The organism is Actinopolymorpha pittospori (genome assembly GCF_014873875.1).
GTDB classification, from domain to species: Bacteria; Actinomycetota; Actinomycetes; order Propionibacteriales; family Actinopolymorphaceae; genus Actinopolymorpha; species Actinopolymorpha pittospori.
In genome coordinates this window covers 10,432,623-10,456,944 of record NZ_JADBEM010000001.1, presented here as the reverse complement: position 1 = coordinate 10,456,944, position 24,322 = coordinate 10,432,623, and the positions used below count along the sequence as shown (strand labels likewise).

Genomic DNA, 24,322 nt, shown 5'->3' with positions numbered 1-24,322 from the left:
GCTCCTGGTTGGCTGATCGGATGCGGCTGATCAGCGTTGATTTCCAGCACGACTTCGTTTCCCCTGGCGGGGTTCACTATCGCGGGCAGCCCTGCGTCGGGTTCGTCACGGGCACGGTGGTGCCGTTCGTTCGTGCGCGCGGCATCGCGGTGGCCGAGATCGTTTCCGACTACCGCAGTCCGGGCGGCGACGATGCCGATGCCACCTGCGTGCCCGGTCAGTGGGGGTATGAGTCAGCGATCCCAGCGGACCTGAAGCCGGCCGCGCCGTGGGTGAAGGCGTCCATCGCGCCGACCTGGGTACGCGACGGCGGCGGACGAGCCGACGCCGTTCCCGGACCGGCGCGGCCTGATCCGACCGGGTTCGGGACCTGGCTGGAAGCAGCGATCGGTCCGCCGGCCCGCAGCGGACCGGTGGTGATCATGGGGCTTGTGCTGGAGGTGTGTGTGCTGGCGAGTCTGATCGAGATCGGACTGCGCGGCTACTCGGCCGCGGTGCTGGTGGAAGGTGTCGACACCTACGACGGCGACCAGCGACGCAAGCTCGAGTTCCTCGACACCCTCGCCGGGTTCTGGGGCCCACCGATGACCTGGGCTCAGTGCGCGGCTGCCCTCGAGGGCTGACCAGGTCGTGTCCTAGGCGAGCGCGTCGATCTCGGCGAGCAGCCGTTTCTGCGCGGCGCGTACCTGGTCGGGTGTGCCGGCCACGCGCGGGAACTCCGGCGGCAGGCCTGCCAGCACCGCGGCGTAGACGGCGCTACGACGGGTCGAGCGTTGCTCGCTTGGCAGGTCGAACAGGACGTGAACCAGCCGGTCGACCAGCGGGGTCTCGAACACCGCGTCCCACGCGGCGCGCTCGGGCCCGACCTCGCGGCCGCTGACCGAGCCCTCGCCGCCCTCGCCGCGCTGGTCGCGGGTCCGTGCGGTCGCGTCCTCCTCGACCACCAGAGCTTCGCCGGCGTCGTGGTCCACCGAACCCACCACGACGCCGTAGTCACGTGCCGCGGCCTCCACCGAGACGATACCGCGGGAGACGTCGCGCAGGACGGCGGCCGGGTCACGCAGGAACGGATCGCCGTAGCCGCCGGCGCCGGAGGTCCGCAGCGTCACCACGTCACCGGCCCGCAGCGGCAGGACGTCGATCTTGTCCAGGCGCCGTTCCTCCGCTGTCCCGGGGTTGAGGAGAAGCTCGGCGGGCGCGCCCGGTCCACCTGCACGCATGCCCCAGGGGCGAAAGCACATCCGCTCGAGTCCGCGGGCGAGCAACCGGGCGTCCTGGCCGAGGATCCGGAAGGTGAGTTCGAGGCCGCAGCCGCCCCGCCACTGGCCGGCTCCACCGGAGTCCCGGCGCAACCCGTAGCGGAGGATCTCCACCCCGATCTCGGTCTCCACGGTCTCCACGGGGTTGTTGGCCAGGTTGGAGATGCCGCTGTCGCGACCGTCCACGCCGTCGGCTCCATGACGTGCGCCGGTACCGCCGACCATGGGTTCGAGGACCTGGACGTTCTCCCCGCCCGAGCGACGCTCGGCGACGACGACCGGGACGACCAGACCGCTGCTCGCGGCCGGCACCACCGTCGGCGCGGCGAGCCCGAGCGCGCCCGACAACGTGTCGTTGACGCGGGACGCGGTGGCGTGCCGGATACCGACTGCGGCCGGCCGGATCGCGTTCACCACCGACCCTGCCGGTGCCGCCACGTCAATGGGTTCCAGCAGGCCGGCGTTGAGCGGGATGGTGTCGTCGAGGGTGCCGATCAGGGCGAGCACCCGGGTGGTGAGCCAGGCGTGGGTCTTGCCGAAGCTCGCGATGTTGAACGCCGCCGCCACCTGCGGGTCGGTGCCCTCGAAGTCCAGCAGCAGGGTGCCCTCGCGCAGGGTGGCGGTGATGGAGATCCGTACCGGCAGCCTGGAGACGCCGTCGTCGTCGAGGTAGTCCACGAACCGGTAGGTGCCCTCGCCCAGCCGCGCCAGCGCCGCCCGCGCCTTGCTGGCGGTGTAGTCGACGAGATCCGTCTGTGCCGTCAGGACGTCCTTGACGCCGTGCTGGTCGACCACACCCGCGAGCCGTTGCCGGCCGGTGCGAAGGGCGGCGAGCATGGCGCGGATGTCGCCCATGTTGGCGTCCGGCGTCCGCGTGTTGGCGGAGAGGATCGCCTCGACGTCCTGGCTGAGCTCTCCGGCCCGCAGCAGCTTGACCGGCGGGATCTGCAGCCCTTCCTGGTAGATCTCGGTGTTCAGCGGGGACAGGCTGCTGGGTACCCGGCCGCCGATGTCGGAGCAGTGGATGAACGCCCAGCCGTAGCCGATGATCTCGCCGTCGTGGAAGTACGGCTCGATGAGCTGGATGTCGGTGAGGTGGGTGGCCAGGCCGCCGGAGTGGTACGGATCGTTGGTGATGATCACGTCGCCCTCCTGCAGGGGGCCGACCCGCTCGATCGCCGTACGGCAGTCCAGGCCGACGAACCCGGAGACGCCGATGCCCTTCGGGTAGGCGACGAACCTGCCGTCGGTCCCGGCCAGGGCGCAGCAGAAGTCCGCGGTCTCCTTGACGTACAGCGACCTGCTGGTGCGCTGCAGCGTCAGGCACATCTCCTCGGTGAGCGCACCCAGCTTGTTGCCGAGGATCTCCAGCGTGACAGGGTCGAGCTGCATCGTCAATCGTTCCTTGCGAGGTTCAGGTTGCCCGGGCCGTCGACCGTGACCGCCCATCCGGGAGGCACCACGACCGTCGTGTCGTCCTGTTCGACGATCGCCGGACCGTCGAACGCGTCGCCCGCGCGCAGGGTCGCTCGGTCATAGACGTCGACGCTGACCGAGGTGGCGTGCAGCAGGACCTGGCGTCGTCCCCTCGGCTCGACCGCGCCCGTCCCGTCGGGCAACCGGGTCGAGAACACCTCACCGACCGGCGCGATGATCGCCAGTCGCGCGGTGCCGAGTTCGATCGGGGCGCTGGTGTCGCGGAAGCCGTAGAGGCGTTCGTGTTCGCGGTGGAACGCCTCGGCGATGCTGGCCTGGTCGAGCTCGTCCATCGCGGCGTCCAGCTTGACCCGTAGTTCGTAGGCCTGCCCGGCGTAGCGCATGTCGGCCGACCGCAGGAACACCGGCGCACCGGCCGCCTGCCCCTCACTGTCAAGCCAGTCCTGCGCCTGGTCGGCCAGCTCCCCGACGGTGTCCCGCAGGGCGGTCGCGCTCTCCTCGTCCAGCCAGCGCCGCAGGCTGCGGGCGAAGTCGCGGCGCAGGTCGGCGCCGACCGCGCCGAGCGCGCAGAACGTCGCAGCGTCAGGAGGTACGACGACCCGCCGGATCCCCACCTCCTGGGCGAGCATCGCCGCGTGGGTCGGCCCGGCGCCGCCGTAGGGGACCAGGGTGAAGTCGGCCGGGTCGAGACCCCGGCTGGCCAGCAGCTTCTGCAGTTCGGTCGCCATCTCCGCGGTCGCGACCCGCAGAGCCGCGTCGGCCGCCTCGTGCGCACTGTCGGCGCCGAGCCCGCTGGCGACCTTGCCGAGGGCGGCGTTCGCAGCGTCCAGGTCGAGCCGCATCCGCCCGCCCAGGAAGGTGTCGGGGTCGATGATCCCGGTCGCCAGATAGCAGTCGGTGACGGTCGGCTGGACTCCGCCACGTCCGTAGGACGCCGGTCCCGGGTCGGCGCCCGCACTGGTCGGGCCGACCTTCAGCACACCGTGCGCGTCCACCCACACCACCGACCCGCCGCCGGCGCCGATCGCGCTCACGGCCACGACGGGCAGGATGAGCGGCAGCCCGCCGACGGTCGTGTGGGTGGCGAACTCCGGTTCCCCGGCGACCGAGATCGCGATGTCGCTGCTCGTACCACCCATGTCGAACGTCACCACACGTTCGATCCCGGCCTCCCGCGCCAGTCGGGCCGCCGCCATCACCCCGGCCGCCGGCCCGGACAGCACCGTGTCGATCGGCCGTTGCGTCGCCGAACCGAGCCCGAGCGACCCGCCGTTGGAGGCGGTGATGTAGATCGGCGCGTCGACGCCGAGGTCGCGCAGCCGGGACTCCAGCCGACCGAAGTACGCCCGCATCAGCGGCTGGATGTAGACGTTCAGGCAGGTCACGAGGGTGCGTTCGTACTCGCGGATCTCCGGCCAGATCGCCGCGGAGGAGACCACCGGCAGCTTCGGCAACCGCTCCTGGATCCGGGCGGCCACCTCCGCCTCCAGGGCCGGGTTGGTGTAGCCGTGCAGGAGAACGACGGCCGCGGCCTCGGCGCCGGTGCGGGCCAGGTCGGCGGCCACCCGGGCGAGTTCGGCGTCGTCGGGTACGAGCAGCGGGGTCCCGTCGGGACGCAGCCGCGCCCCGATCTCCACGATCCGCTCCCGCGGCACGAGCGGCTCCTCCTTGCTCGCGTGCAGGTCGAACGACGACGGCATCCGGCTGCGGCCGATCTCCAGGATGTCCCGGTAGCCGTCGGTGACCACGAGCGCGATCCGGGCACCGCTGCGCTGGATGATCGTGTTGAGGCCGATCGTGGTGCCGTGGGTGAAGCTGGTCAGCTGCTCCGGCAGCAGCCCGGCCCGCTCGACGGCGGCGGCGAGACCGACCGCGACGGCCATCGACGGGTCCTCCGGCGTACTCGGCTCCTTGTGGTGGAACACCGCCTCCTCCCCGCCGGGAGTGGAGCTCGTCAGCACGAAGTCGGTGAACGTCCCGCCGACGTCGATGCCCACCCGCGCGGTCACACCGCCCCGGGGACGGCCACCCGGGCGCACCGTACCTCCGGGACTGCTCACAGGACCTCCGAGATGTGGAAGAACCGTTCGACGACGAGCATGATCAGCACACTCGCGGCCATCAGGAGTGTCGACACGGCGGCGATCGACGGGTCGAGCTGGAACTGCACCGCCGAGAAGATGCGCAGCGGCACCGTCGTGGTGTTCGCACCGGCGACCAGCGCGGTGAGCGCGACCTCGCCGAGTGAGGTGACGGCGGCGAAGATCGCGCCGGCGAGCACACCCGGCCGCAGCAGCGGCAGCGTGACCGTGAGGAACACCCGCGCCCGGCTCGCGCCGAGACTCTCCGCGGCGCGTTCGAGGGTGGCGTCGAGCCCGGACGCGCTGACCATGACGGCGCGGACGACGTAGGGCAGCGCCACGAGAGAGTGCGCGAGCCACAGCCCCGGAATGGTGTTGATCAGCCCGATGCCCTGGAAGTAGTAGAGCAGCCCGAGCGCGACGATGATCTCCGGCACCATCAGCGGTGCCAGCGCGAGCCCGCTCAGCAGGCCGCGCCCGGGGAAGTGGCCCCGGCTCAGCCCGTACGCCGCGAGGGTGCCGATCACCACGGTCGTCGGCACCACCAGCAGCAACAGGACCCCGCTGAGCTGGAACGACACCAGCCAGTCCGGTGAGCCGAGCACGTAGGAGTACCACCGCAGGGACAGACCGGTCGGCGGGAACGCGACCGAGGTTCCGGAGTTGAACGAGCTGACCACCAGCACCAGCAGCGGTGCGACCAGGAAGAGGAAGACGGCCGCCGCGAAGAGCCGGCCGAGGACCCGTACGACGCGCTCAGCCATGTGCCGTCCCCGAGAGCCGCCGCTGCCAGGTCCGGAACGCGAACCCGAGGAGCGAGGTCGACAGCACCGTGATCACCAGCAGCGTCAGGCTCAGGGCCGCCGCCACCGGGAAGTTGAAGACGCTCGTGATCTGGTTGTAGGCCCGGATCCCGGCCAGTGGCTGGTTGGAGCCGCCGACCAGCAGCGGCGTGATGTAGATCCCCATCGCGAGGGCGAAGACGACCAGGGCGCCGGTGACCATGCCCGGCAGGCTGAGCGGGACAGTGATCCGGAAGAACGTCCGCAGCGGGCCCGCCCCGAGGATCTGGGAGGCCCGGCGCACGTTCTCGTCGATGCCGCCCAGGGCGGTGGTGAGCGGGATGATCGCGAACGGCAGCAGCACGTGCGTCACCGAGACGACCACCGCGGTGTAGCTGGTGAGCAGGTGCGCCGGCTGGTCGAGGATGCCGAGACCGACCAGGACCCGGTTGACCAGGCCGTTCGCGGAGAACAGCACCACCCAGCCGTACGTCCGGACCACCACGCTGGTCAGCAGCGGGGAGATGACGATGACGAACAAGACGGTGCGCACCACACCGGGCCGTCGGCGGGCGAGCACGTAGGCCACCGGGTAGGCCAGCACCACGCACAGGACCATCACGAGCACAGCCGTGAGGATCGACGTCACCAGCGCACCGGAGAAGAAGGACTCGGTGAAGACCCGGGTGTACTGCTCCGTGGTGAAACCGGACCGCACCTGACCGGTGACCGAGTCGACCGGACGGAAGCTCAGCACCACGATCTGGACGAGCGGGACGAGGAACAACGCGACCAGGAACACCACCAGCGGAACGGCGTAGGCCGCACCCCGCCAGCGCCTGGCCTCACCCGTCGCCCGACCGCCTCCGGAGGGGCGACCCGACGCGAGGCCCGAGGGCGCCGCCGGCGCGTTACCGGTTGGGGTTGAACTCAACGCGGATCCCGCCCGTCGGAGAGCGGGATCACATCGCCCGGGTCCCACCAGACGCCGACCGCGGCACCAACCTCAGGCGGGTCACCCGCGCTTGTCGCGACGTCGGGCACCTCCGCGCTGAGCGTCTCGCCGCTCTTCATGGAGATCCGCAGCTGCCAGGCGTCGCCGACGAACGCGCGGTAGGTGACGGTGCCGGTGAGCCGGCCCTGCCCGGTCGGCCCGATCCGCACCCGCTCCGGGCGTACCGCGACCACGGCGGCGGTGTCGGGGACCAGGCCCGGTGCGGTGTGCGCGTCCAGGACGTTCGCGGCGCCGATGAACTCCGCCACGAACCTGGTGGCCGGCGCCCGGTAGATCTCGTGTGGGGTGCCCAGTTGCTCGATCCGCCCGCCGTTCATCACGGCGATGCGGTCCGACATCGACAGGGCCTCCTCCTGGTCGTGGGTGACGAAGACCGTCGTGGTGCCGATGCGCTGCTGGAGGGTACGCAGTTCGACCCGCATCTCCCGGCGCAGCTTGGCGTCCAGGTTGGACAGCGGCTCGTCCAGCAGCAGCACCGCCGGTCGGATGGCGAGCGCCCGGGCGACCGCCACGCGCTGCTGCTGCCCGCCGGACATCTGGCGGGGCCGCCGGTGGGCGTACTCCTCCAGGCCCACCAGGCGAAGCGCCTCGGCGACCCGCTCCTCGCGCTCGGCCTTGCCGACCTTGCGCACCTTCAGGCCGTACGCGACGTTGTCGGCGACGCTCATGTGCGGGAACAGGGCGTAGTTCTGGAACACCATGCCCAGTCCGCGCTTGTACGCCGGAACTCCGCTGATGTCTCGTCCCCCGAGGTCGATGCGCCCACTGGTGGGGTGCACGAACCCGGCCAGGCAGTTGAGCAAGGTCGTCTTGCCACAACCGCTCGGCCCGAGGATGGACAGGAACTCGCCCTTGGCGATCGAGAGTTCCGGGACGTCGAGGACCGGGTGACCGTCGTAACCGGCGGTGAGGCCGGTCAGCTGAAGATCTGGTTCCAACGCTGCTGCCACTCGTCCAGCTTGGGGGTCGCTGCGTTGTAGTCGACCCAGGTGAACTTCTTGTAGACCGCTTCGCCGTGCTTGATCCGGTCCTCGAAGGTGGCGCTGTACTTGATCGTGTCGTTGCCCGCGGCGTACCACGTGCCCTCGCCGAACTTCTTCTGGTACTGCGCCGCGCTCACGTAGTTGAGGAACTCATACGCGGCGTCGGTGTGCTTGCTCCCGCTCGCGATGTAGTACGACGTCAGCGCGCCGACCGGACCCGAGGTGGGATAGGTGAAGCCGATCGGGCTACCCGCCTGCTCCATCGCGAACGCGCGTCCGTCCCAGAACGGCACGATCCACGCGTCGCCGTTCTCCATCACGGTCTGCACGTTGCCGGCGTTGGCCGGGTAGGACGACACGCAGCCCTTGAGCTTGGCCAGTGTCTGGAAGCCCTTGTCGACGTCCTTGGGGTTGGACAGTGTCCCGCCCTGGCTGCGCACCAGCGCTGAGAAGAACTCCAGACCCGGGTTGTACGTCAGCGGCGGCAACGCGACATGACCGCAGTACTGCTTGTCGAAGATGTCCCGCCAGTCCTTCGGCGGCGTCTTGATCTTGTCGGTCCGATACATCAGGCCGGTCGACCCGGTGGTCAGCGGGACACCGTAGGGCGTGCCGTCGACGCCGGCGTGCTCGGTCAGCGTCGGGTCCAGCTGCTTCCAGTGCTCGAGCTTGGCGGTGTCGAGGGGCTGGAGCAGCTTGGCCGGGACCGCCTGACGGACGGCGTCCGGGGTGAACGCGATGACGTCGAAGGGCGGGTTCTTGCCGTTGGCCGCGCGAAGCTTGGTCAGCCACTCGGCGTTGGCGCCGAAGACGAGGTTGACCTTGATCCCGGTCTCCCGCTCGAACGGCTGGACGAAGGAGGACCGGAACAGGTCGCCCCACTCGCCCGCGAACGCGGTGACGGTGATCTCCTGACCCGAGCCGGACCCGCCACCCTTGCCGCTGCCGCCGGAGTCACCGGTCTTGGCGGTGTCGACGCCGCAGGCGCCCAGGAGCAGGAGGATCGCGGCGGCGACCGCGAGGACGCGGGCTCTGCGCCCGAAGCGTCCGGGCCGATCGCTCGCGGCTCGAGCGCCGCGGTTCGGTGAGGATTCGTCGTGCTGCACGTTAACCGTCCCCAGGTCTAGTTCGGACCTGAGCACTGCGCCAGGCCCGCGCTTGCCGCTGCGCCACTTTGAGCAACGGCCGTGTCCTCACCCGGGGCACCCCTACGCGGACGAGGGGTTGCCGCCCAGCCAGCCGGGGCTTGACGCTGGAACTCATGACCGCCGCAACGTTAGCAAGCTTCTGACCCGGATCGGGCATCGCGATACTCGGCGTCACCCATGCCGCTCATGCGGTGACGATCCGTAGAATGCGGTCGTGCTTCTGTCACCTGACGAAGTGCGTCGACAACCCCTCGTGATGTGTGCCCTGCCGCGAAGCAAGGGAGGCTTTCGGTATGAGACACGAGGAACTCATGGCCGAGGCCGCCCGCCTCGCGATCGAGTCCGTCGAACGCGGCTGGGGCGGCCCGTTCGGCGCGGTCGTCGCCCGCGACGCTGAGATCGTGGCGCGCGGCCAGAACCGCGTCCTGCTCACCGGCGATCCCACCGCCCACGGGGAGATCGAGGCCATCCGCCAGGCGGTCCGGGTCCTGAACCCCTGGGAGCCCTGCATCGCGCCGAAGCACCGGAACGAGTCGACCCTCCAACTCCTGCCACGCCCGGAGGGCTCCAGTGATCCTGAGCCCCTTCGCGCCCGGATGCTGACGGGATGCTCGCTCTACACCAGTGGAATCCCGTGCCCGATGTGCATGGGTGCGATCTACTGGTCCCGCATCGGGACGGTCTACTACAGCAGCGACCTGGCCACGACCAGAGCGATCGGCTTCGACGATGCGTTCCAGTACGACGACTTCAAGAAGCCGTTGCACCAGCGGAGCATCCGGCTCGAACAGATCAGTCCCGAACTGGGCGCGCAGGCCTACGAGGTGTGGGCGAAGCGGCCGGACAAGCACCCGTACTGAGAACGCTGGAAGGGCAAGCTCAGCTTTCGCCACGGATTCAGGATGTTTGCCCTTCTGTGTCAGGCGCGGCCGGTTCTGAGGTACCTCGCAGAACTGGATGGCCCTCTGTGCTCGACCAACGCGTCATGTCGATGCCGTCGGTAGAGTGACGGCAAGACGCGAAGCCACGTTGCCTCCGCGCCCGCATCCGCGTGATCTGAGTCATCCTCAGACAACCGAATCCGCGTCCTCTCTTCGACGCTTGAGGAGGTCGTGTGATGACGCTTCCATCGCTCGACCAGCAGAACGCACGTGAACACGCCGTCTATCTCCAGGTCGACGCCCACATTCTCGAGACCGAGATAAAGCCGCGGGTGGGCCCGGAGATCATCGAGGAACATCGCCGGCGCCCGATCGGCAGGCACAGCGACGCACTCGAACGCGTCCTCGTCTACCTGCGCCGGCGTCACTGGGAGATGGCCGGAAAGTACCTCCTGGTCTGCACCAAACCGCATGAGGAGTGGCGGATCGGGGTGATCACCGATGACGCGCCACCGCGGTTGCTCGACGAGACGTTCCATGATCGGTACGAGGCTGAGCACGCGGTGTTCGTCAGGCGCCTCCGCGACGCCGGGCTGCTCACCGACCACACGGGGTGATGCGCGATGAAGGTGATCGGCTACAGCAGGCAACTGAGTGTTCGCCCCGGCTCCGACGTGGACTTCTTCGTCAGTTGCGACGCCGAGAGCTACCACGCCGACATCGTCCGGTTGGTGCACGGCGACACCAACCCGGAAGGGCCCGGCTTCAAGGTCACGCCGGTGCGCACCGGGATCGACTCGGACTTCCCCGGCCAGGTCCAGCGCACCTACGCGGGTTCCCACGTACTCGTCGAGGACCACCCGCTGCTGCGGGTCGCGACGTCGTTCACGCTGCAGGCCTACATCGCGCCGACGACGCCACGCAAGGGCGTCCAGGGGCTGGTCACCAAGTGGCGGGAGGGACGGCAGGCCGGGTACGGGCTGTTCATCGGTGCGGACGGCGCGGTGCAACTCTGGCTTGGCGACGGGTCGGGCGCCGTACAGAAGGTCACCGCCGGCAAGCCCCTGCTCGAAGGTACCTGGTACTTCGTGTCCGCCTCGGTTGACACCGCGGGCGCGCTCCACCTGCGGCAGGAGCCGTACGTGACCCCGACCAACGGCCGGTTCACGATCGCCTCCTCGCTCGCGTCCACCACCGCGGTAGTCACCGAGCCCGTTCGGGTCATCCCGGCGTCGGACAACGGAGTGCCGTTGGTGATGGCCGGCTACGTGGAGGCACTGACCGACGAACCCATCGGCGTCGTCGTCGGCGGTCACTACAACGGCAAACTGGACCGCCCACGCCTGCACCGCGGCGCGTTGACACCAGAGCAGACCGCCACCCAGGTCGAGGCCCCCGGCGGGCGCACCCTGGTGGCCGCGTGGAACTTCCAGGAGGAGATCACCAGCGACGGAATCCGGCAGACCCGCCACATCAGCGACGTCTCACCGCACCGGCTGGACGGCCACGCCCTGAACGTGCCCACCCGGGCGGCCACCGGCTACAACTGGCAGGGGCGCGAGCAGAACTTCGTCCACGCCCCCGAGCAGTACGGCGCCATCCACTTCCACGACGACGACCTCGACGACGTGAGGTGGCGGGTCAGCTTCACGTTGCGCGTCCCCGACGAGCTGCCCTCCGGCCTGTACGCCGCTCGGCTGCGTGCCGACGACGACACCGGCGCGACGGGCCAGAATCCCGGCGAGGACCCCGAACTCGACACCGACTACGTGCCCTTCTACGTGCGGCCGCGGCCCGGGCGGGAGAACAAGATCTGCTTCCTGGCCCCGACGGCCAGTTACATTGCCTACGCGAACGACCACGTCACCTTGTGGACCCCGATCGCGCAGCTTTTCATCGCCCGAGTACCCGTCCTGCAACAGCAGAACATCGTCCTGAGCGCTCACCGCGAGCTCGGGCTGTCCACCTATGACATCCACAGCGACGGCTCCGGCGTGGCCTACTCCACCCGGCTGCGCCCCATTCTGAACATGCGGCCAGGCTTCCGGCACTGGCTGTCCCCGTCACTGTGGCAGTTCAACGCCGACCTCTACCTGATCGACTGGCTCATCGAGAAGGGATACGACTTCGACGTCGTGACCGACCAGGACCTGCACCACGAGGGCAGGGAGGTACTCGACCCCTACCGTGTCGTCATCACCGGATCCCACCCGGAGTACAGCTCCGAGCAGATGCTCGACGCGCTCCACAGCTATCTCGACACCGGCGGCCGCCTCATGTACATGGGGGCGAACGGCTTCTACTGGGTCATCAACTTCGACCCGGAGAACCAGAACGTCATCGAGGTTCGCAAGGGGCACGGTTCCCAGGCCTGGCGGGCCAGGGCCGGGGAGTACCACCTGTCATTCACCGGGGAGTACGGCACCATCTGGCGATTCCGGGGCCGTGCCCCGCAACGCCTCGTCGGTGTGGGGTGGGCCTCCGAAGGCTTCGACGTCTCCTCCTACTACCTTCGAACTCCGGACGGCCGTACCGGTCTGGCCTCCTGGATGCTGGAGGGCATCGAACCCAACGAGCGGATCGGTGACTTCGGGCTCGTCGGAGACGGCGCCGCCGGTCTGGAGCTCGACATCTACGACGCGAGTCTTGGCACACCTCCGGAGACCATCATCGCGGCGACCTCCCAGGACCACACCGACGTCGTTCTCGAGGTACTGGAGGAGCAGTACTTCCCCGTACCGGGCACCAACGGTAGTCAGAACCCGAAGGTCCGCGCCGACATCGTCTACTTCCCCACCCCCGAAGGTGGAGGAGTCTGGTCCGCCAGCTCCATCGCCTACTGCGGCTCGCTGTCCTACAACAACTACGACAACAACGTTTCCCGCCTGACCGCCAACGTCCTGAACCGCTTCCTCTCCGAGGGACCCGCGCCCCTCACCATGTGATCGCCGGCGCGTGGAACCCCGCCCGTACGCCGGGTGTCAAGCCGAATCTGACGGCACCCTGGCTGCCGACCGAACCGGCCGGCAGCCAGGGCGTCAACGCGTGCGTGACGTCACTCGTCGCCGACGAAGATCGGATTGGTCATCGCCACCATGGCGTTCGGGGTGGTGCTGTTCGGGCCACCGGAGGCACGGCGCACCTCGGCGCGGACCCAGCGGGTGTAGCGCGAATCGGTCGTCCAGGTCAGCGTCGCCTCGCCGCTCGCGGGCACCGTCGCGCTCCGCTCAGGGCCGAGCTGGTCGTTGATCGCCACGCTGGTGTCGGGAGCTCCCTTCACCGTGACCTCGACCGTGACAGGCGTACCGCTGCTCGCGCGAAGGCGCTCACCGATGCCCGCCTTCCGCCCGTCGGCACTGGCCGTGAACTCCAGCGACACCGCCGTCGACTCCGCGAGGTAGGACCGGCCCGCCTTGAGTCCCGCCATCAGGTCCTTGCGCTCCAGACTGTTGGCCAGGACGACGGTGTGCGGAAGGCCGACGGTGTTGTCCGGGTTGTGCGCGTCGGAGTTGCCGATCGCGGGGACCCACTGCCCGCCACGCAGCAGCCCGTCCCAGTGGGTCACGGCGGCCTCGTCGGCGATGTCCCACGGGCCGTTCCACACCTCGACGAGGTCGGCCAGCTCGTAGGAGTACTCGTAGGCGCAGCCGAAACAGTTCGCGAACGGGTGCGCGGCGGTCACCAGCCCGCCCGCGTGGTGGACCTCGTTGACGAACCGGCGGAAGTCCTGCGGGTCGGAGGCGCGGTAGCGCCAGTCGATCCACGTGCCGGCCGGAAGCCCGATCGCCGGCCAGTGCCCGGACCGGGTGGTGACCTCCTCGCCGTTGACGATCAGCAGGTCGTCGGTGGCGAACTCACCCCAGTGCAGCTGGGCGCTTTGGGTGTTGTGGTCGGTGGAGGTGATGAAGTCCAGCCCGGCGGCACGGGCCGCGGCCACCAGCTGGTCCGGCGTACGCCTACCGTCGGAGTGGACGGTGTGCAGGTGGGAGTCACCGCGGTACCACGCCTTGCCGCGCTCCTTGGCCGGGGCGCTGGTGGGAGCAGGGTTCGCCTTGAACGCCTTGCCCTGCGGGCCGAACGTGAGGGTGATGTCGACCTTGTAGTTGAGGCCCTGCGGAGCCACGGTGTAGGGGCCGAGGATGACGTGCCAGGTGCCCGGCTTGATAGGCCCGGGAACATAGCCCGGCGTCGCGTCCGACGCGCTGATCGAGAACCGGTCCCGGAAACCACCGGACCAGCCACGGAACCCCCGCTCGTTGCCGAGCTGGATGCCTTCGGGGCCGAACATGCCGATGTCGCAGGCGTTCCCGCGCGTCCCGGCCGGAACCGTCGGCTTGTCGTAGGAGTAGACGACGTCGATCTGGTTGACGCCGTTGGGCACCTTGACCGGGAGGTAAAACCAGTCGGAGATGCTCGGCGGGAAGGTGCCGGTGACCGTGCGGGTCTGGGTCTTGGTGTCCGTGCCCGGCTCGGCGAAGGCGACCTCGGGCAGCAGGTTCACCGCCGCGCCGGCGGTCAGGACCCCACCCGCTCGCAGCAGGTTGCGCCGACTGAAACTCCCAGCAGACATGCGTTCCTCCGGTGATCAGTGTTGAGACGTGGACCGAAGCTAGGGCCAACGAAGGACCGACGGGCCACGAACGCGTGAACACGGGTGAACTCGGTCCGGGCGGTTGTCACCGGTTCCTCGATTCCCTCCGGTCCCGCTTCGGCACGGGGGTGATGACATCAGCCGAGGAGGAATGGTGTCCGCACGCCACCCGGCACTCACGTGAACGTCGTTCCCCGGGTGCGTCAGCGAAGGGTCAAGCGCGGGCAATGCGGGCAACCGGCGCCACATTTCGGGCACGGGTCGGTCGCGGCGACATTCGCACCGCGCCCCACCCCATCCGGGGCTCGTCTGCCTACCATCGAGGTGAACTCTTCGTCAGCGTGGACAAGAGGGGCGGCGCTCACCATCGACACCTCGAACCTCCTCACCGAGGAACACAGACGCGAACGCTGGCTGCAGGCAGCGCTGGAGATGACACGGCTTTTGCTCGGCGACGTCGACCGGCGCGAGGCGTTGCGGGTCGTCACCGGCAAGCTGCGCGAGGTCTCCGGCGCCGACTATGCGGCGATCGTCTCCGATGAGCCGATCTATCCCGAGGACACCGTCGTGTTCGAGGCGGTCGACGGCCTGGGTCTGGAATGGTACGAGGGCACGCCCGTCCCCAAGCAGGGTCTCACCGCCGAGGTGATCCGAACCGGCGCAAAGGTCGTCAGCCAGGACATCACCCACGAAGAGGGCTACGACCCTCCGGTGCAGGTCGCGGAGGCCCTGTCCGCGCTCGGGCTCGGCATGTACCTCCCGCTGGTCGCGGCCGGGAGGATGTTCGGCGCCCTGATCGTCGGGTGGCGGCGCGGATCCCCCCACGAACGCGTCGCTGCCGAGGAGGCACCGCTCGTCGAGATGTTCGCCGGTCACGCGGCGCTGGCCCTGCAGCAGGTGCAGGCCCGTCTGCTGGTCATGGAGGACCGCGAGCGCATCGCCACCGACCTGCACGACTCGGTGATCGACCGGCTCTTCGCCATCGCCTCGCATCTGTACGGCGTCGCCTGCAAGATCACCCGTACGGACATCCAGCAGCAGATGCACGAGGCCATCGACGAACTCGACGAGGCGACGCGACAGATCCGGACCGCGATCTTCGCCCTCCGCCACGAGAGCGAGGCCGAGGCGCGCGCCATGGAGACGCCGAGCGGCCAGATCCTGGAGGAGATCGACGCCGCGCGAAACACGTTCGGGTTCACCCCGCGGCTCGTCGTGCACGGCCCGCTCGATCGTCCGATGCCCGCGCGCGTGCAACGTGAGCTCGTCCGAGCTGTCCGTGAGGCCCTCGCCAACGCCGCCGCCCATGCGACACCGACGACCGTCGAGGTCAACGTCGACATGACGCCTCGCGGAGTCGCCCTCGTCGTCACCGACGACAGCCACCTGATGGAACACTCGACGCTGCACGGTGCTCTCGTCCGGGTCCACACCAGGGCGGCGAGCCTGGGTGGTGCGTGCACCGTACGGCCACGACGGCCGACCGGAACGATCCTCGAATGGCGCGTGCCGCTCGCCAGCTGAGCGCCCATCGGCACAGTTCTAGTTTGGGTGCAGGACGACAGGCTCTCCGCCCTGGAGTTCGGTTGGGTCACCGACGAGCCACCAACTACCGACAGTCGAGCGAATCCAGGTCAAAGGATCGACCTAAGCCTCGATCCGTGGACTGATGGCTGATCGTCGGCGGGTCGGAGTAGAAGAAATGCCTTCTGGATCGGGAGAATCTGGAGTGTCTAGGTCCTGATCCAACCCGATCCAAAAGGCACTGAGAGTGAAACTACCGTATGGGTGGTCGCGGGCCACGCCGGTGTTCGATGATCAGAACCTGGTGTCGTGTGCGGGGCTGGTGCCGGTGATGGCGTTGGCCGAGCGGGCGGGCCTGTCGGAGCTGGTGGAGGAGCGGGTCGCGATCCGGACCACGACGGTGAGGTCGGCGGCGGCCAACCCGGCGGGCAAGCTCACCTCGATCATTGCCGGGATGGCTGCCGGCGCGGACTGTATCGATGATCTGGATGTGATCCGGTCTGGTGGGATGCGCCGGCTGTTCGATGGCGTGTACGCGCCGGCGACGCTTGGCCAGTTTCTGCGGGAGTTCACCCACGGCCACTGCATGCAGTTGGCCTCGGTCGCGCGGGCTCATCTGGTCAACCTTGTCCAGGCCAGCGGGCTGCTGCCCGGCATCGAGACCCAGGCGTTCATCGATATCGACTCGCTGTTGCGCCCGGTCTATGGGCACGCCAAGCAGGGCGGGAGTTTCGGGCACACCAAGATCGCCGGCCGGCAGGTGCTGCGCCGCGGCTTGTCACCGCTGGCGACCACGATCAGCACCAGCCAGGGCGCGCCGGTGGTGGCCGGGATCCGGCTCCGGTCCGGGCGGGCCGGGTCTGGGAAAGGTGCGGCGAGCATGGTGGTCGAAGCGATCGCCACCACCCGCGCCGCCGGGGCGGCCGGCGAAATCCTGATGCGGGGCGATTCGGCGTATGGCAACCACGCCGTGGTCGCCGCGTGTGTGAAAGCAGGGGCGCGGTTCTCGGTGGTGCTGACCAAGAACCCGGCAGTGACCGCTGGGATCGCCTCCATCGCCGAGGACGCCTGGACACCGGTGCACTACCCCGGTGCGGTGGTCGATCCTGACACCGGTGAGTTGATTTCGGACGCCGAGGTCGCCGAGACGGAGTTCACCGCGTTCGCCTCGACCAAGCACCCGGTCACCGCCCGGCTGGTCGTGCGCAGGGTCCGTGACCGCGCCCGCGACCAAGCCCACGACCAGGCCGGCGATCAGGAGCTGTTCCCGGTCTGGCGTCATCACCCGTTCTTCACCAACAACACCGAACCCACAGCCGATGCTGACATCACCCACCGTCGGCACGCGATCATCGAAACCGTGTTCGCCGATCTGATCGACGGGCCGTTGGCGCACCTGCCCTCAGGCCGGTTCGCCGCGAACAGCGCCTGGGCGATCTGCGCAGCCATCACCCACAACCTGCTCCGCGCCGCCGGCACCCTCACCAGCCCCCGCCACGCCACCGCCCGCGGCGCGACGCTTCGCCGCCACATCGTCACCGTCCCCGCCAGAATCGCCCGCCCACAGCGCCGGCCCGTCCTGCACCTACCCGAGCACTGGCCCTGGGCGGAACAGTGGAACACCCTTTGGCACAACGTGTTCCGCCCCGCAACCGGCCCACCACGCGTCGCCTGAAACTACCCACCCGCCACCAAGGCCCGACCGGAGACCAAAGGAAAGCTGGGCAGACCAGCAGCCCCCGCCTGCCCACCCACCACCAACCACGAGCGACCCGCAACCAAAACCATCAACCCAGCGAGTCCACGGATTGAGGCTAAGGGCGTGTTTCAAAGTCGTCGGCCGGAGTAGGGCAGGTGGCTTTCAGACAGGCCCTAGTCGTGCTTGGGCCAGATCAGGCCCTGGTCAGTCCAGATGACGCCCCTATTGCGGCATAGGCAGAAGGGGTGGCCGATCGGGTCGGTGTAGACCCGCCAGCCGTAGCCGTCGGGGCCGATGAAGTCCTGCTGCAACGTCGCGCCGAGGTCGAGGACGCGGCGCTGCTCGGGCTCGATCTCGTCCACTTCGAAGTCGAGGTGGAACTGCTTGGGGTGCTCGCCGTCGGGCCACTGCGGAGCGCGGTAGTCGTCCACCCGAACGAAGGCCAGCTCGATCTCGCCGAACTTGATGCCGGCCCAGTTCGCGTGGCCGCCTTCCTTGATCGGGCGGCCCGTCACCTCGGAGTAGAACGCCGCCAGCTTCATCGTGTCCGGGCAGTCGATGATGAAGTCGGTGAGTCGCAACATCCCGTGATCTTGTCACAAGGTCACGGGAGCTAGGTCGTGTCCTAGCTCGGCGGGTCAGGACTCCGCGAGGCCTGGTCCCAGGACGCGTTCGACGAGTTCGTCGACGAGTGCGGGGATCTCCGCCTCGGGGTTGACGTCGGGCAGGGTGAGCCGGTCCAGGATGAGCCAGTTCAGGCCCAGGTAGAGCAGGACGACCCCGGTGGCGTCCCCGGGCAGACCGGACTTCAGGTGGAAGTCGATGTTTGCGTCCAGGTCCTCGCGTATCTGACGGGTGAGGACCTCGCGTAGGGCGGGACGGCGGGTGGACTCCAGTCGTAGTTCGAGCAGGGCGAGGAAGCCAGTCGGAAACGCTGAGATCCGCTCGACCAGGTCCCGCATGAGCGCGGCGACCTTGGACCGGTCGCGTGGCCCCTTCGACACGTCGGCGATCGTCGAATCGTCGGGTCGCAGTCGCTCATAGACCCGCCCGCCCACCTGGGTGAGGAGGTCGTCGCGGTTGGCGAAGTAGTTCGACGCCGTGCCGTTGGGCACCTTCGCCGCGGCGTCCACGGCTCGGAAGGTCAGTCCGCGCGAGCCGTCTCGGGCCAGGACCTCGATGGCCGCGTCCAGCAGTGCCGCACGTCGTGCCGGGTTCTGCCGCATTGGGTCTCCCTCTGGTCAGCTTGACACCACTCCAAGTGTAGTACTACGTTCAGACCACTACAGGCGGAGTGATTTACGGAGGTATGGATGCGCAAGCTCGTCTACTACGTCGCCATCTCCATCGACGGCTACATCGCCGCGCCGGATGGCAACGCCGACTTCTACCCACTGACCCAGGACGTCGTGGACGTCATCTGTGAGGACTATCCGGAGACGGTCCCCACGCACATTCGCGAGCAGCTGGGGATGGACGCCGACAACAAGCATTTCGACATCGCGATACAGGGGCGTCGCAGCTACGACGTGGCCTTGGAGGTCGGGGTGACCAGTCCGTTCGCGCACCTGCGCCAGTACGTGGTCTCCCAGACCATCACCGACAGTCCCGATCCTGCGGTCGAGATCATCTCCGACGATGTGCTTCACAGGGTTCGCGAGCTCAAGGCGGAGGACGGCAGGGACATCTTCCTCATCGGCGGCAGTCGGCTCGCGGGAACTCTGCTGCCCGAGATCGACGAGTTGCTCGTCAAGCTCTATCCGGTGGTCGCCGGAGCGGGCCTGCCCATGTTCACGACCGACTTCTCACCCACACTCTTCGAGCTCAGTGAGAGCCGAACGCTCGAGAGCGGCGCCATCATCCTCAATTACACCCGCAAGAAGGAGTTGGCTCCGGCCCCGATCGAGGAGCGTGGGTGATCCGCGGTGAACTGCCGCTGACGGCATGACGTCGAGGCCCTGAATTCGCTCGGCTCCGCTTTGTCGGTTTCTGAGATCCGCATAAGTTTCGGATGAGAAAGCTGCGGTGTGTCATGCCTTGGCACCGCGGCTCGACCGACCAGAGGAGTTCGATGCAGTCGCTACAACCACGTCTGTCAATGTCCCGCGTCATGGCCGTCGTCATCGCCCTGGTGATGGCGGTGCTGGCACTCACCGCGGCCAACAGCGCCAAGGCGTCCGCGTCGACAGCGGACGGGACCACGCCGACGGGAGAGCCGGCCCAAGCCGACAGCCGGCCCGCGGACCCGGTGTTCTCCTTCGCTGTTCTTCCTGACACCCAGCAGGAGGTGCTCCAGGCGGACGACGACCGGTTCCTCCAGCGCACGCAGTGGCTGGCCAGCGAACGCAAGCGGCTTGACCTGCGCTTCGTCCTGCACTCCGGCGACGTGACGAACTGGGGATGGCTGACACCTTCGCAGTACACGGTGGCCTCCGCGGCGATGAAGCCGCTGGAGGAGGCGAAGATTCCGTACGCACTCTCGATCGGCAACCACGACACCCGGGCCGTGGGCTGGAACGGCGCCGGCGGCTACGGCGGCGATGCCTACGTCAAGAACCCCGAGTGCCTGCAACGCTTCTCCCCTGCGGAGTGCGACACCAAGAAGCTCGTCCGGCACACCGAGGAGTGGAACGCGGTCTTCCCGCCGAGTCGCATCAGCGCGCTGGGTGGCACCTTCGAGGCCGGCAAGTCCGACAACATGTTCACCACCTACCAGGCGGGTGGGAAGAAGTGGCTCGTCCTCACGCTCGAACTGTGGCCCCGTCCGGAGGCTGTCGCCTGGGCCCGGCAGGTCGTTGAGGCCCACCCTGACAGCAACGTGATTGTGCAGACGCACTCCTACCTGACGGCGAGCGGCTCGATCGAACCCACGAACGGTGGATACGGCTCGACGTCTGGGCAGTACCTCTACGACAATCTCATCAAGCTGTATCCCAACATCAAGCTCGTGTTCTCCGGGCATGTCGGGACGGCCGCGCACCGCACCGATGTGGGTGTTCACGGGAATGTCATCCATTCCTTCCTGGAGTGTTTCCACTCCAACACCACCAACCCAGTCCGGCTGGTCGAAATCAACACGCGCCGGAACACGTTGGAGACGCGAATCTACGGCCCGTCCACCGACGAGTCCTTCCCCGAATTCAGCGTCAGCCTTTCCGGGTTGAACCTGGTGTGACGAAGTGTCGACCCGCCGGTCGCAGCGGACCAACCGCGACCACTGGCGGGTCGACCTCATCGTCTGCTCGCGAACGCGTCGTCCCGGTCTACAGCTTCGCCAATCTGCGGCGCAGGTGCTCGACCTGCGGGTCGCTCATCCCGAGCGCGAGCGCCTGCTCATACGCCGACCGCGCCTCGTCACCGCGGCCCAGCCGGAGCAGCAACTCGGCCCGGGTCGCGTGCCACCAGGGATAGCTCCTCAGGTCGCCGAGTTGGTCGACCAGGGCGAGCCCGGCCGCGGCGCCGTCCCGCTCGGCCACCGCCACCGCTCGGTTGAGCCGGACGACCGGGACGTCGTTGACGGTGAGGAGCACGTCGTACCACGAGACCACCGCGTCCCAGTGGGTGTCGGAGTAGGACGGCGCGAGCGCGTGGCACGCCGCGATGACCGCTTCCACGACGTACCGGTTGGGGCGGTCCGGCGTACGCCGCAAGGCCACCCCCACCAGCTCGACGCCCTCCCTGATCGCGGCGGCGTCCCACCGGGCGCGGTCCTGGTCGGCGAGCAGGACCGCCCGGCCTGTGTCGTCCAGGCGGGCATCGCGCCGGGAGTCGTGCAGCAGCAACAACGCCAGGAGTCCGAGCACGGTCGGCTCGTCGGGCATCAGTACGGCCAGGAGCCGGGCCAGCCGGATCGCCTCGGCGGTCAGGGTGACCCGCACCAGGTCGGCGCCACTGCCCGCGGCGTACCCCTCGTTGAAGATCAGGTAGACCGTCGCCGCGACCCCCGCGAGCCGGCCGGGAAGCTCCTCCGCGGCCGGCACGCGGTACGGAATTCGAGCCTGCGCGATCTTCTGCTTTGCCCGGGTGAGCCGCTTGGCCATGGTCGCCTCGGGCACCATCAGCCCACGGGCGACCTCCGCGGTGGACAGCCCGCCGAGGATCCGCAGCGCGAGTGCGACCTGCGCCTCCAGAGCGAGAGTCGGATGGTAGCAGGTGAACACCAGCCGGAGCATGTCGTCCCGGACGACCTCCGCGGGCTCGGGCGTCGGGTCGAGGAACCTCATCGCCTCGGCCTCCTTCCCGGCCCGCCGTGACTCCCGACGGATGACGTCGATCGCCCGCCGTTTCGCGGTGACCAGTAGCCAGGCCCGCGGATTGTCCGGTACGCCGTCGCGGGGCCACGTCTCCAGGGCGCGGACGACAGCGTCCTGTGCGGCGTCCTCCGCCAGGTCGACACTGCCGGTGACGCGGACCAGGGTGGCGAGGACGCGAGCGCGTTCCTCACGGACCAGCCGCGCCGCCGCGTCACCGGCGTCGATGTCCACCGTCGTTCGGCCGAGCCGTTGAGGCTGGCCTCAGGACTTCTGCTCGAACTCGAGGACCGGGCGGACCTCGACCGCGCCGTTCCAGGCGGCGGGAATCCTGGCCGCGAGGGCGACCGCCTCCTCGAGATCGGCGCACTCCAGCAGGTAGAAGCCCGTCAGCGCCTCCTTGGTCTCGGCGTACGGGCCGTCGCTGGTGATCACGTCCCCGCCCTTGCCGCCGGAGACCCGGACGGTCGTCGCCGTCGCGGTGGGGTAGAGCGCGTTGCCGCCCCTGATCACCGCGGCGGCCGCCTGGCCGAACTCGCGGTAGTCCTTCATCTCCTCCGCGTACTGCGGGTCGGACCAGTCGATGTCAGAGGTGTAGGTGAGTGCGACGTAGCTGGGCATGACTGACTGCTCCTCGAGTTCGCGGCCGGCGCCGATCGCCGACCTCACTCTAGGGACGAAAGCCCGGTCGCCCTTCTGGACACTTCGCCCCGAGGACTTTCGAGGAACTTTCCGCGGCGGTCTACCGACCCGGCCGGGTGCACTCGTCGAAGTGCGCCAGTACGCGCGGCCACGCCTCCGCATGCCCGTCCCGCGATGATTCGGTCGGGAAACCACTGTGGGTGAGCCGTACGTGCGTCCCGCCGTCCTTCGGCGCGAGTTCGACGGTCACCACCGTCTCGGCGCCGTCGGTTCCGGCGGTCACCCAGGTCAGCTCGACGAGGCGGTCGGGTTCGAGGCGGAGGAAGCGGCCGTAGTGCGGGTGGCGTCCGCCTTCGAACTCGGTCTCGAAGAAGAACGGCACGTCGATGTCGGGCCTCATCAGCACCGACCCGGGCGCGGCGAACCACGTGTCGAATCCCTCGGTCCAGGCGCAAAAGACCGCCGCAGGCGACGCCGCGACGGTGCGCTCGACGCTCAGCGCGTGCGGTCTCGTGGACAGATCCGGTGTGCGGATGCTGGTCGTGGGCGGGTCTGCCATGTCTCGCTGTCCTCCCGGCTCATTCGGATAGAGCTATATAACCAGCAAGGCATTAACGTGGGCAAGTAAGCCGGTCACCGCGTGGGGTGCTGGTACAGACCGAGGGCGGTCACGTTCGTCGGCCTGGGGTGATGGCGGGTCGAGAATCGCCTGATGGTGAAGCTTCGGGAACTCGCGCAGACACGTCTGTCCGCAACGCACACGAGGTCAACTTAACCCGGCCCTGAAGGACCGGGTTTGGAGGTAGCGCCCAACTGGCTGCTGGGTTGGCTCCTCCGTCCAGACACTCCTTATGGGGTGGCAGGGACGCGTGACTCACGCCCCGCAGTCCACACAGCCTCGCCCTTGCGGGCGATGTTGTGGGAAGCGTTCCGGTCGGCGTGGGCAACGACCCCGCAGTTCCGGCAGATGAAAAGCCCCTGGTCGACACGGTTGCGCTTGTCGACGTGGCCGCACTCCGAGCACTGCTGAGAGGTGTAGGCGGGATCGACGAAGACCACGGGCACGCCGGCCCTGCGGGCTTTGTAGACGATGAAGTCTCCGAGTTGGGCGAAGGTCCAAGAGTGGAGTGCGACCCGTTGGGGCTTGCGGAGCCGTACCCTCTGCCGGATTCCCTTGAGTTCTTCCAGGGAGATCCCGGCTGAGGTGCGTTCAGCCTCGATCACGATCGTCTTGGAGATGATGTGGTTGGTGTTGGCGACGTGGCGCTGTTCGCGCCGGTTGCGCTTCTTGAGGAGGCGCTTGGCGGACTTGGTGCCCTTGCGCTGCAGCTTGCGGCGCAGGTCGAGCTGCCGCTTGCGGTGCCGGTTCAGGCCGCGCCCGGCAGCCTTGTAGCCGGTGGAGGTGGTGGCGATGTTGACGACGCCGAGATCCACGCCGATGAAGCCGTTGGGCTCGTACTGCTCGGCCTCGGGAACCTTGCAGGTGGCGTACAGGTAGAAGACGCCGTCCCCTTCGATCAGGTCGGACTCGCCCTGCCGGTGCTCCCGCAGTGTCTTGAGCGCGCCCGCAGAACACGCGAACCGCACGTTCTTCAACCGGCCTGCGGTAGTCCAGATGGACACCGTCTGCGTGTCGTACTGCCAGGAAAGGCAGCGGTCGTCGTATGGCTGGGCCGCCTCGGGGCGGAACACGATCGGCTTCGTCTCGGCCTTTCGACCTCGCTTCGATCCGGGCTTACCGAGGTGCCCGGCCTTGACGTTGGCGTTGAGCGCCGTGTAGGCGTCACGGACCTTCTTGATCACGTGCTGGGCGGCTTGGGCACCCAGCCCCCACGACCTCAGCTGCGCATAGGTGTGCTTGCGCAGTTCGTACTCACGCGGAACACCACGCTCCAACGCCACCGAAGACACCCAGTTCGCGGCCTCGTTGACCGTGTGCAGAGTCGCCGACAACGCGGCGGCCTGGTCGGCCTCCGGTATCAGCTTCACCTGCACGACGATCTCCACGGACATGATCCTATCGTTTGTCT

The 24,322-nt window shown here is 68.5% G+C and carries 21 protein-coding genes and 1 riboswitch; of the genes, 8 read left to right on the top strand and 13 right to left on the bottom strand.

What is annotated here, in order from left to right:
* Window positions 1–20: 20 nt before the first annotated feature.
* On the top strand, window positions 21–623 hold the full coding sequence (locus tag HEB94_RS48405; protein WP_192756073.1) for a cysteine hydrolase family protein: 603 nt from the start codon (window positions 21–23) through the stop codon (window positions 621–623).
* A 12-nt stretch (window positions 624–635) separates the two neighbouring features.
* Here the strand turns inward: HEB94_RS48405 and HEB94_RS48400 are convergent, their stop codons facing one another.
* Genes HEB94_RS48400 through HEB94_RS48375 form a run of 6 tightly spaced genes read right to left on the bottom strand, consistent with a single transcriptional unit; the run spans window position 636 to window position 8,663 of the window.
* Complete coding sequence (locus HEB94_RS48400) at window positions 636–2,651, bottom strand: hydantoinase B/oxoprolinase family protein (protein WP_192756072.1); 2,016 nt, start codon at window positions 2,649–2,651, stop codon at window positions 636–638.
* 2 nt (window positions 2,652–2,653) lie between these two features.
* Complete coding sequence (locus HEB94_RS48395; RefSeq protein ID WP_202896956.1) at window positions 2,654–4,756, bottom strand: hydantoinase/oxoprolinase family protein; 2,103 nt, start codon at window positions 4,754–4,756, stop codon at window positions 2,654–2,656.
* Window positions 4,753–5,541 carry an ABC transporter permease gene (locus tag HEB94_RS48390; protein WP_192756071.1) on the bottom strand — a complete coding sequence of 263 codons (789 nt, stop codon included), beginning with the start codon at window positions 5,539–5,541 and terminating at the stop codon, window positions 4,753–4,755. Before HEB94_RS48390 ends, HEB94_RS48395 begins: the two co-directional genes overlap by 4 nt.
* A complete protein-coding gene (locus HEB94_RS48385) occupies window positions 5,534–6,493 on the bottom strand; it encodes an ABC transporter permease (protein ID WP_192756070.1) in 960 nt (319 codons plus the stop codon). The genes HEB94_RS48390 and HEB94_RS48385 overlap by 8 nt, the downstream gene beginning before the upstream one ends.
* A complete protein-coding gene (locus tag HEB94_RS48380; RefSeq protein ID WP_202896955.1) occupies window positions 6,490–7,524 on the bottom strand; it encodes an ATP-binding cassette domain-containing protein in 1,035 nt (344 codons plus the stop codon). The genes HEB94_RS48385 and HEB94_RS48380 overlap by 4 nt, the downstream gene beginning before the upstream one ends.
* Complete coding sequence (locus HEB94_RS48375; RefSeq protein ID WP_202896954.1) at window positions 7,491–8,663, bottom strand: extracellular solute-binding protein; 1,173 nt, start codon at window positions 8,661–8,663, stop codon at window positions 7,491–7,493. The genes HEB94_RS48380 and HEB94_RS48375 overlap by 34 nt, the downstream gene beginning before the upstream one ends.
* Before the next feature lie 43 nt (window positions 8,664–8,706).
* Window positions 8,707–8,824: riboswitch (SAM riboswitch) on the bottom strand.
* Between the two features lie 174 nt (window positions 8,825–8,998).
* On the opposite strand from HEB94_RS48375, the gene HEB94_RS48370 reads away from it, so the two are divergent.
* The 3 genes from HEB94_RS48370 (at window position 8,999) to HEB94_RS48360 (ending at window position 12,531) form a co-directional block, all read left to right on the top strand.
* Entirely contained in the window at window positions 8,999–9,565 is a 567-nt protein-coding gene (locus HEB94_RS48370; protein ID WP_192756069.1) for a nucleoside deaminase, read from the top strand.
* A 257-nt stretch (window positions 9,566–9,822) separates the two neighbouring features.
* Window positions 9,823–10,203, top strand: a complete 381-nt coding sequence (locus tag HEB94_RS48365) for a N,N-dimethylformamidase alpha subunit family protein (RefSeq protein ID WP_192756068.1) — start codon at window positions 9,823–9,825, stop codon at window positions 10,201–10,203.
* 6 nt (window positions 10,204–10,209) lie between these two features.
* Window positions 10,210–12,531: a LamG domain-containing protein gene (locus tag HEB94_RS48360; RefSeq protein ID WP_192756067.1), complete on the top strand. Its 2,322-nt coding sequence runs from the start codon at window positions 10,210–10,212 to the stop codon at window positions 12,529–12,531.
* A gap of 110 nt (window positions 12,532–12,641) precedes the next feature.
* Here HEB94_RS48360 and HEB94_RS48355 read toward each other — a convergent pair whose 3' ends face one another.
* The gene (locus HEB94_RS48355) at window positions 12,642–14,156 is read right to left on the bottom strand and encodes a CehA/McbA family metallohydrolase (RefSeq protein ID WP_192756066.1); all 1,515 of its coding nucleotides are present in this window, start codon (window positions 14,154–14,156) and stop codon (window positions 12,642–12,644) included.
* Between the two features lie 345 nt (window positions 14,157–14,501).
* Between HEB94_RS48355 and HEB94_RS48350 the strand changes: the two genes are divergently transcribed.
* The gene (locus HEB94_RS48350; RefSeq protein WP_192756065.1) at window positions 14,502–15,701 is read left to right on the top strand and encodes a GAF domain-containing protein; all 1,200 of its coding nucleotides are present in this window, start codon (window positions 14,502–14,504) and stop codon (window positions 15,699–15,701) included.
* Between the two features lie 247 nt (window positions 15,702–15,948).
* Complete coding sequence (locus HEB94_RS48345) at window positions 15,949–17,376, top strand: IS1380 family transposase (RefSeq protein ID WP_192756064.1); 1,428 nt, start codon at window positions 15,949–15,951, stop codon at window positions 17,374–17,376.
* A 197-nt stretch (window positions 17,377–17,573) separates the two neighbouring features.
* On the opposite strand, the gene HEB94_RS48340 is transcribed toward HEB94_RS48345, so the two are convergent.
* Together HEB94_RS48340 and HEB94_RS48335 are read right to left on the bottom strand one after the other, a co-directional pair.
* Window positions 17,574–17,984, bottom strand: coding sequence for a VOC family protein (locus HEB94_RS48340; protein ID WP_192756063.1), 411 nt, complete (start codon window positions 17,982–17,984; stop codon window positions 17,574–17,576).
* 54 nt (window positions 17,985–18,038) lie between these two features.
* Window positions 18,039–18,626: a TetR/AcrR family transcriptional regulator gene (locus tag HEB94_RS48335; RefSeq protein WP_192756062.1), complete on the bottom strand. Its 588-nt coding sequence runs from the start codon at window positions 18,624–18,626 to the stop codon at window positions 18,039–18,041.
* An 87-nt stretch (window positions 18,627–18,713) separates the two neighbouring features.
* Between HEB94_RS48335 and HEB94_RS48330 the strand changes: the two genes are divergently transcribed.
* A complete protein-coding gene (locus tag HEB94_RS48330; RefSeq protein WP_192756061.1) occupies window positions 18,714–19,319 on the top strand; it encodes a dihydrofolate reductase family protein in 606 nt (201 codons plus the stop codon).
* 152 nt (window positions 19,320–19,471) lie between these two features.
* Window positions 19,472–20,575 carry a metallophosphoesterase gene (locus tag HEB94_RS48325; RefSeq protein ID WP_192756060.1) on the top strand — a complete coding sequence of 368 codons (1,104 nt, stop codon included), beginning with the start codon at window positions 19,472–19,474 and terminating at the stop codon, window positions 20,573–20,575.
* An 88-nt stretch (window positions 20,576–20,663) separates the two neighbouring features.
* Here the strand turns inward: HEB94_RS48325 and HEB94_RS48320 are convergent, their stop codons facing one another.
* From HEB94_RS48320 to HEB94_RS48305, 4 genes are all read right to left on the bottom strand, one after another.
* Window positions 20,664–21,884, bottom strand: coding sequence for an RNA polymerase sigma factor (locus tag HEB94_RS48320; RefSeq protein ID WP_337918492.1), 1,221 nt, complete (start codon window positions 21,882–21,884; stop codon window positions 20,664–20,666).
* A gap of 30 nt (window positions 21,885–21,914) precedes the next feature.
* Window positions 21,915–22,271, bottom strand: a complete 357-nt coding sequence (locus HEB94_RS48315) for a YciI family protein (protein WP_192756059.1) — start codon at window positions 22,269–22,271, stop codon at window positions 21,915–21,917.
* Window positions 22,272–22,392: 121 nt separating this feature from the next.
* Window positions 22,393–22,851 carry an SRPBCC family protein gene (locus tag HEB94_RS48310; RefSeq protein WP_192756058.1) on the bottom strand — a complete coding sequence of 153 codons (459 nt, stop codon included), beginning with the start codon at window positions 22,849–22,851 and terminating at the stop codon, window positions 22,393–22,395.
* 290 nt (window positions 22,852–23,141) lie between these two features.
* Entirely contained in the window at window positions 23,142–24,305 is a 1,164-nt protein-coding gene (locus HEB94_RS48305) for an RNA-guided endonuclease InsQ/TnpB family protein (protein WP_192756057.1), read from the bottom strand.
* Window positions 24,306–24,322 lie beyond the last annotated feature (17 nt).

Coding starts and splice junctions, on each gene's coding strand:
- HEB94_RS48405 (WP_192756073.1), top strand. CDS start 21: ATGCGGCTGATCAGCGTTGATTTCCAGCACGACTTCGTTTCCCCTGGC.
- HEB94_RS48400 (WP_192756072.1), bottom strand. CDS start 2,651: ATGCAGCTCGACCCTGTCACGCTGGAGATCCTCGGCAACAAGCTGGGT.
- HEB94_RS48390 (WP_192756071.1), bottom strand. CDS start 5,541: ATGGCTGAGCGCGTCGTACGGGTCCTCGGCCGGCTCTTCGCGGCGGCC.
- HEB94_RS48370 (WP_192756069.1), top strand. CDS start 8,999: ATGAGACACGAGGAACTCATGGCCGAGGCCGCCCGCCTCGCGATCGAG.
- HEB94_RS48365 (WP_192756068.1), top strand. CDS start 9,823: ATGACGCTTCCATCGCTCGACCAGCAGAACGCACGTGAACACGCCGTC.
- HEB94_RS48360 (WP_192756067.1), top strand. CDS start 10,210: ATGAAGGTGATCGGCTACAGCAGGCAACTGAGTGTTCGCCCCGGCTCC.
- HEB94_RS48355 (WP_192756066.1), bottom strand. CDS start 14,156: ATGTCTGCTGGGAGTTTCAGTCGGCGCAACCTGCTGCGAGCGGGTGGG.
- HEB94_RS48340 (WP_192756063.1), bottom strand. CDS start 17,984: ATGTTGCGACTCACCGACTTCATCATCGACTGCCCGGACACGATGAAG.
- HEB94_RS48335 (WP_192756062.1), bottom strand. CDS start 18,626: ATGCGGCAGAACCCGGCACGACGTGCGGCACTGCTGGACGCGGCCATC.
- HEB94_RS48330 (WP_192756061.1), top strand. CDS start 18,714: ATGCGCAAGCTCGTCTACTACGTCGCCATCTCCATCGACGGCTACATC.
- HEB94_RS48325 (WP_192756060.1), top strand. CDS start 19,472: ATGCAGTCGCTACAACCACGTCTGTCAATGTCCCGCGTCATGGCCGTC.
- HEB94_RS48315 (WP_192756059.1), bottom strand. CDS start 22,271: ATGCCCAGCTACGTCGCACTCACCTACACCTCTGACATCGACTGGTCC.
- HEB94_RS48310 (WP_192756058.1), bottom strand. CDS start 22,851: ATGGCAGACCCGCCCACGACCAGCATCCGCACACCGGATCTGTCCACG.
- HEB94_RS48305 (WP_192756057.1), bottom strand. CDS start 24,305: ATGTCCGTGGAGATCGTCGTGCAGGTGAAGCTGATACCGGAGGCCGAC.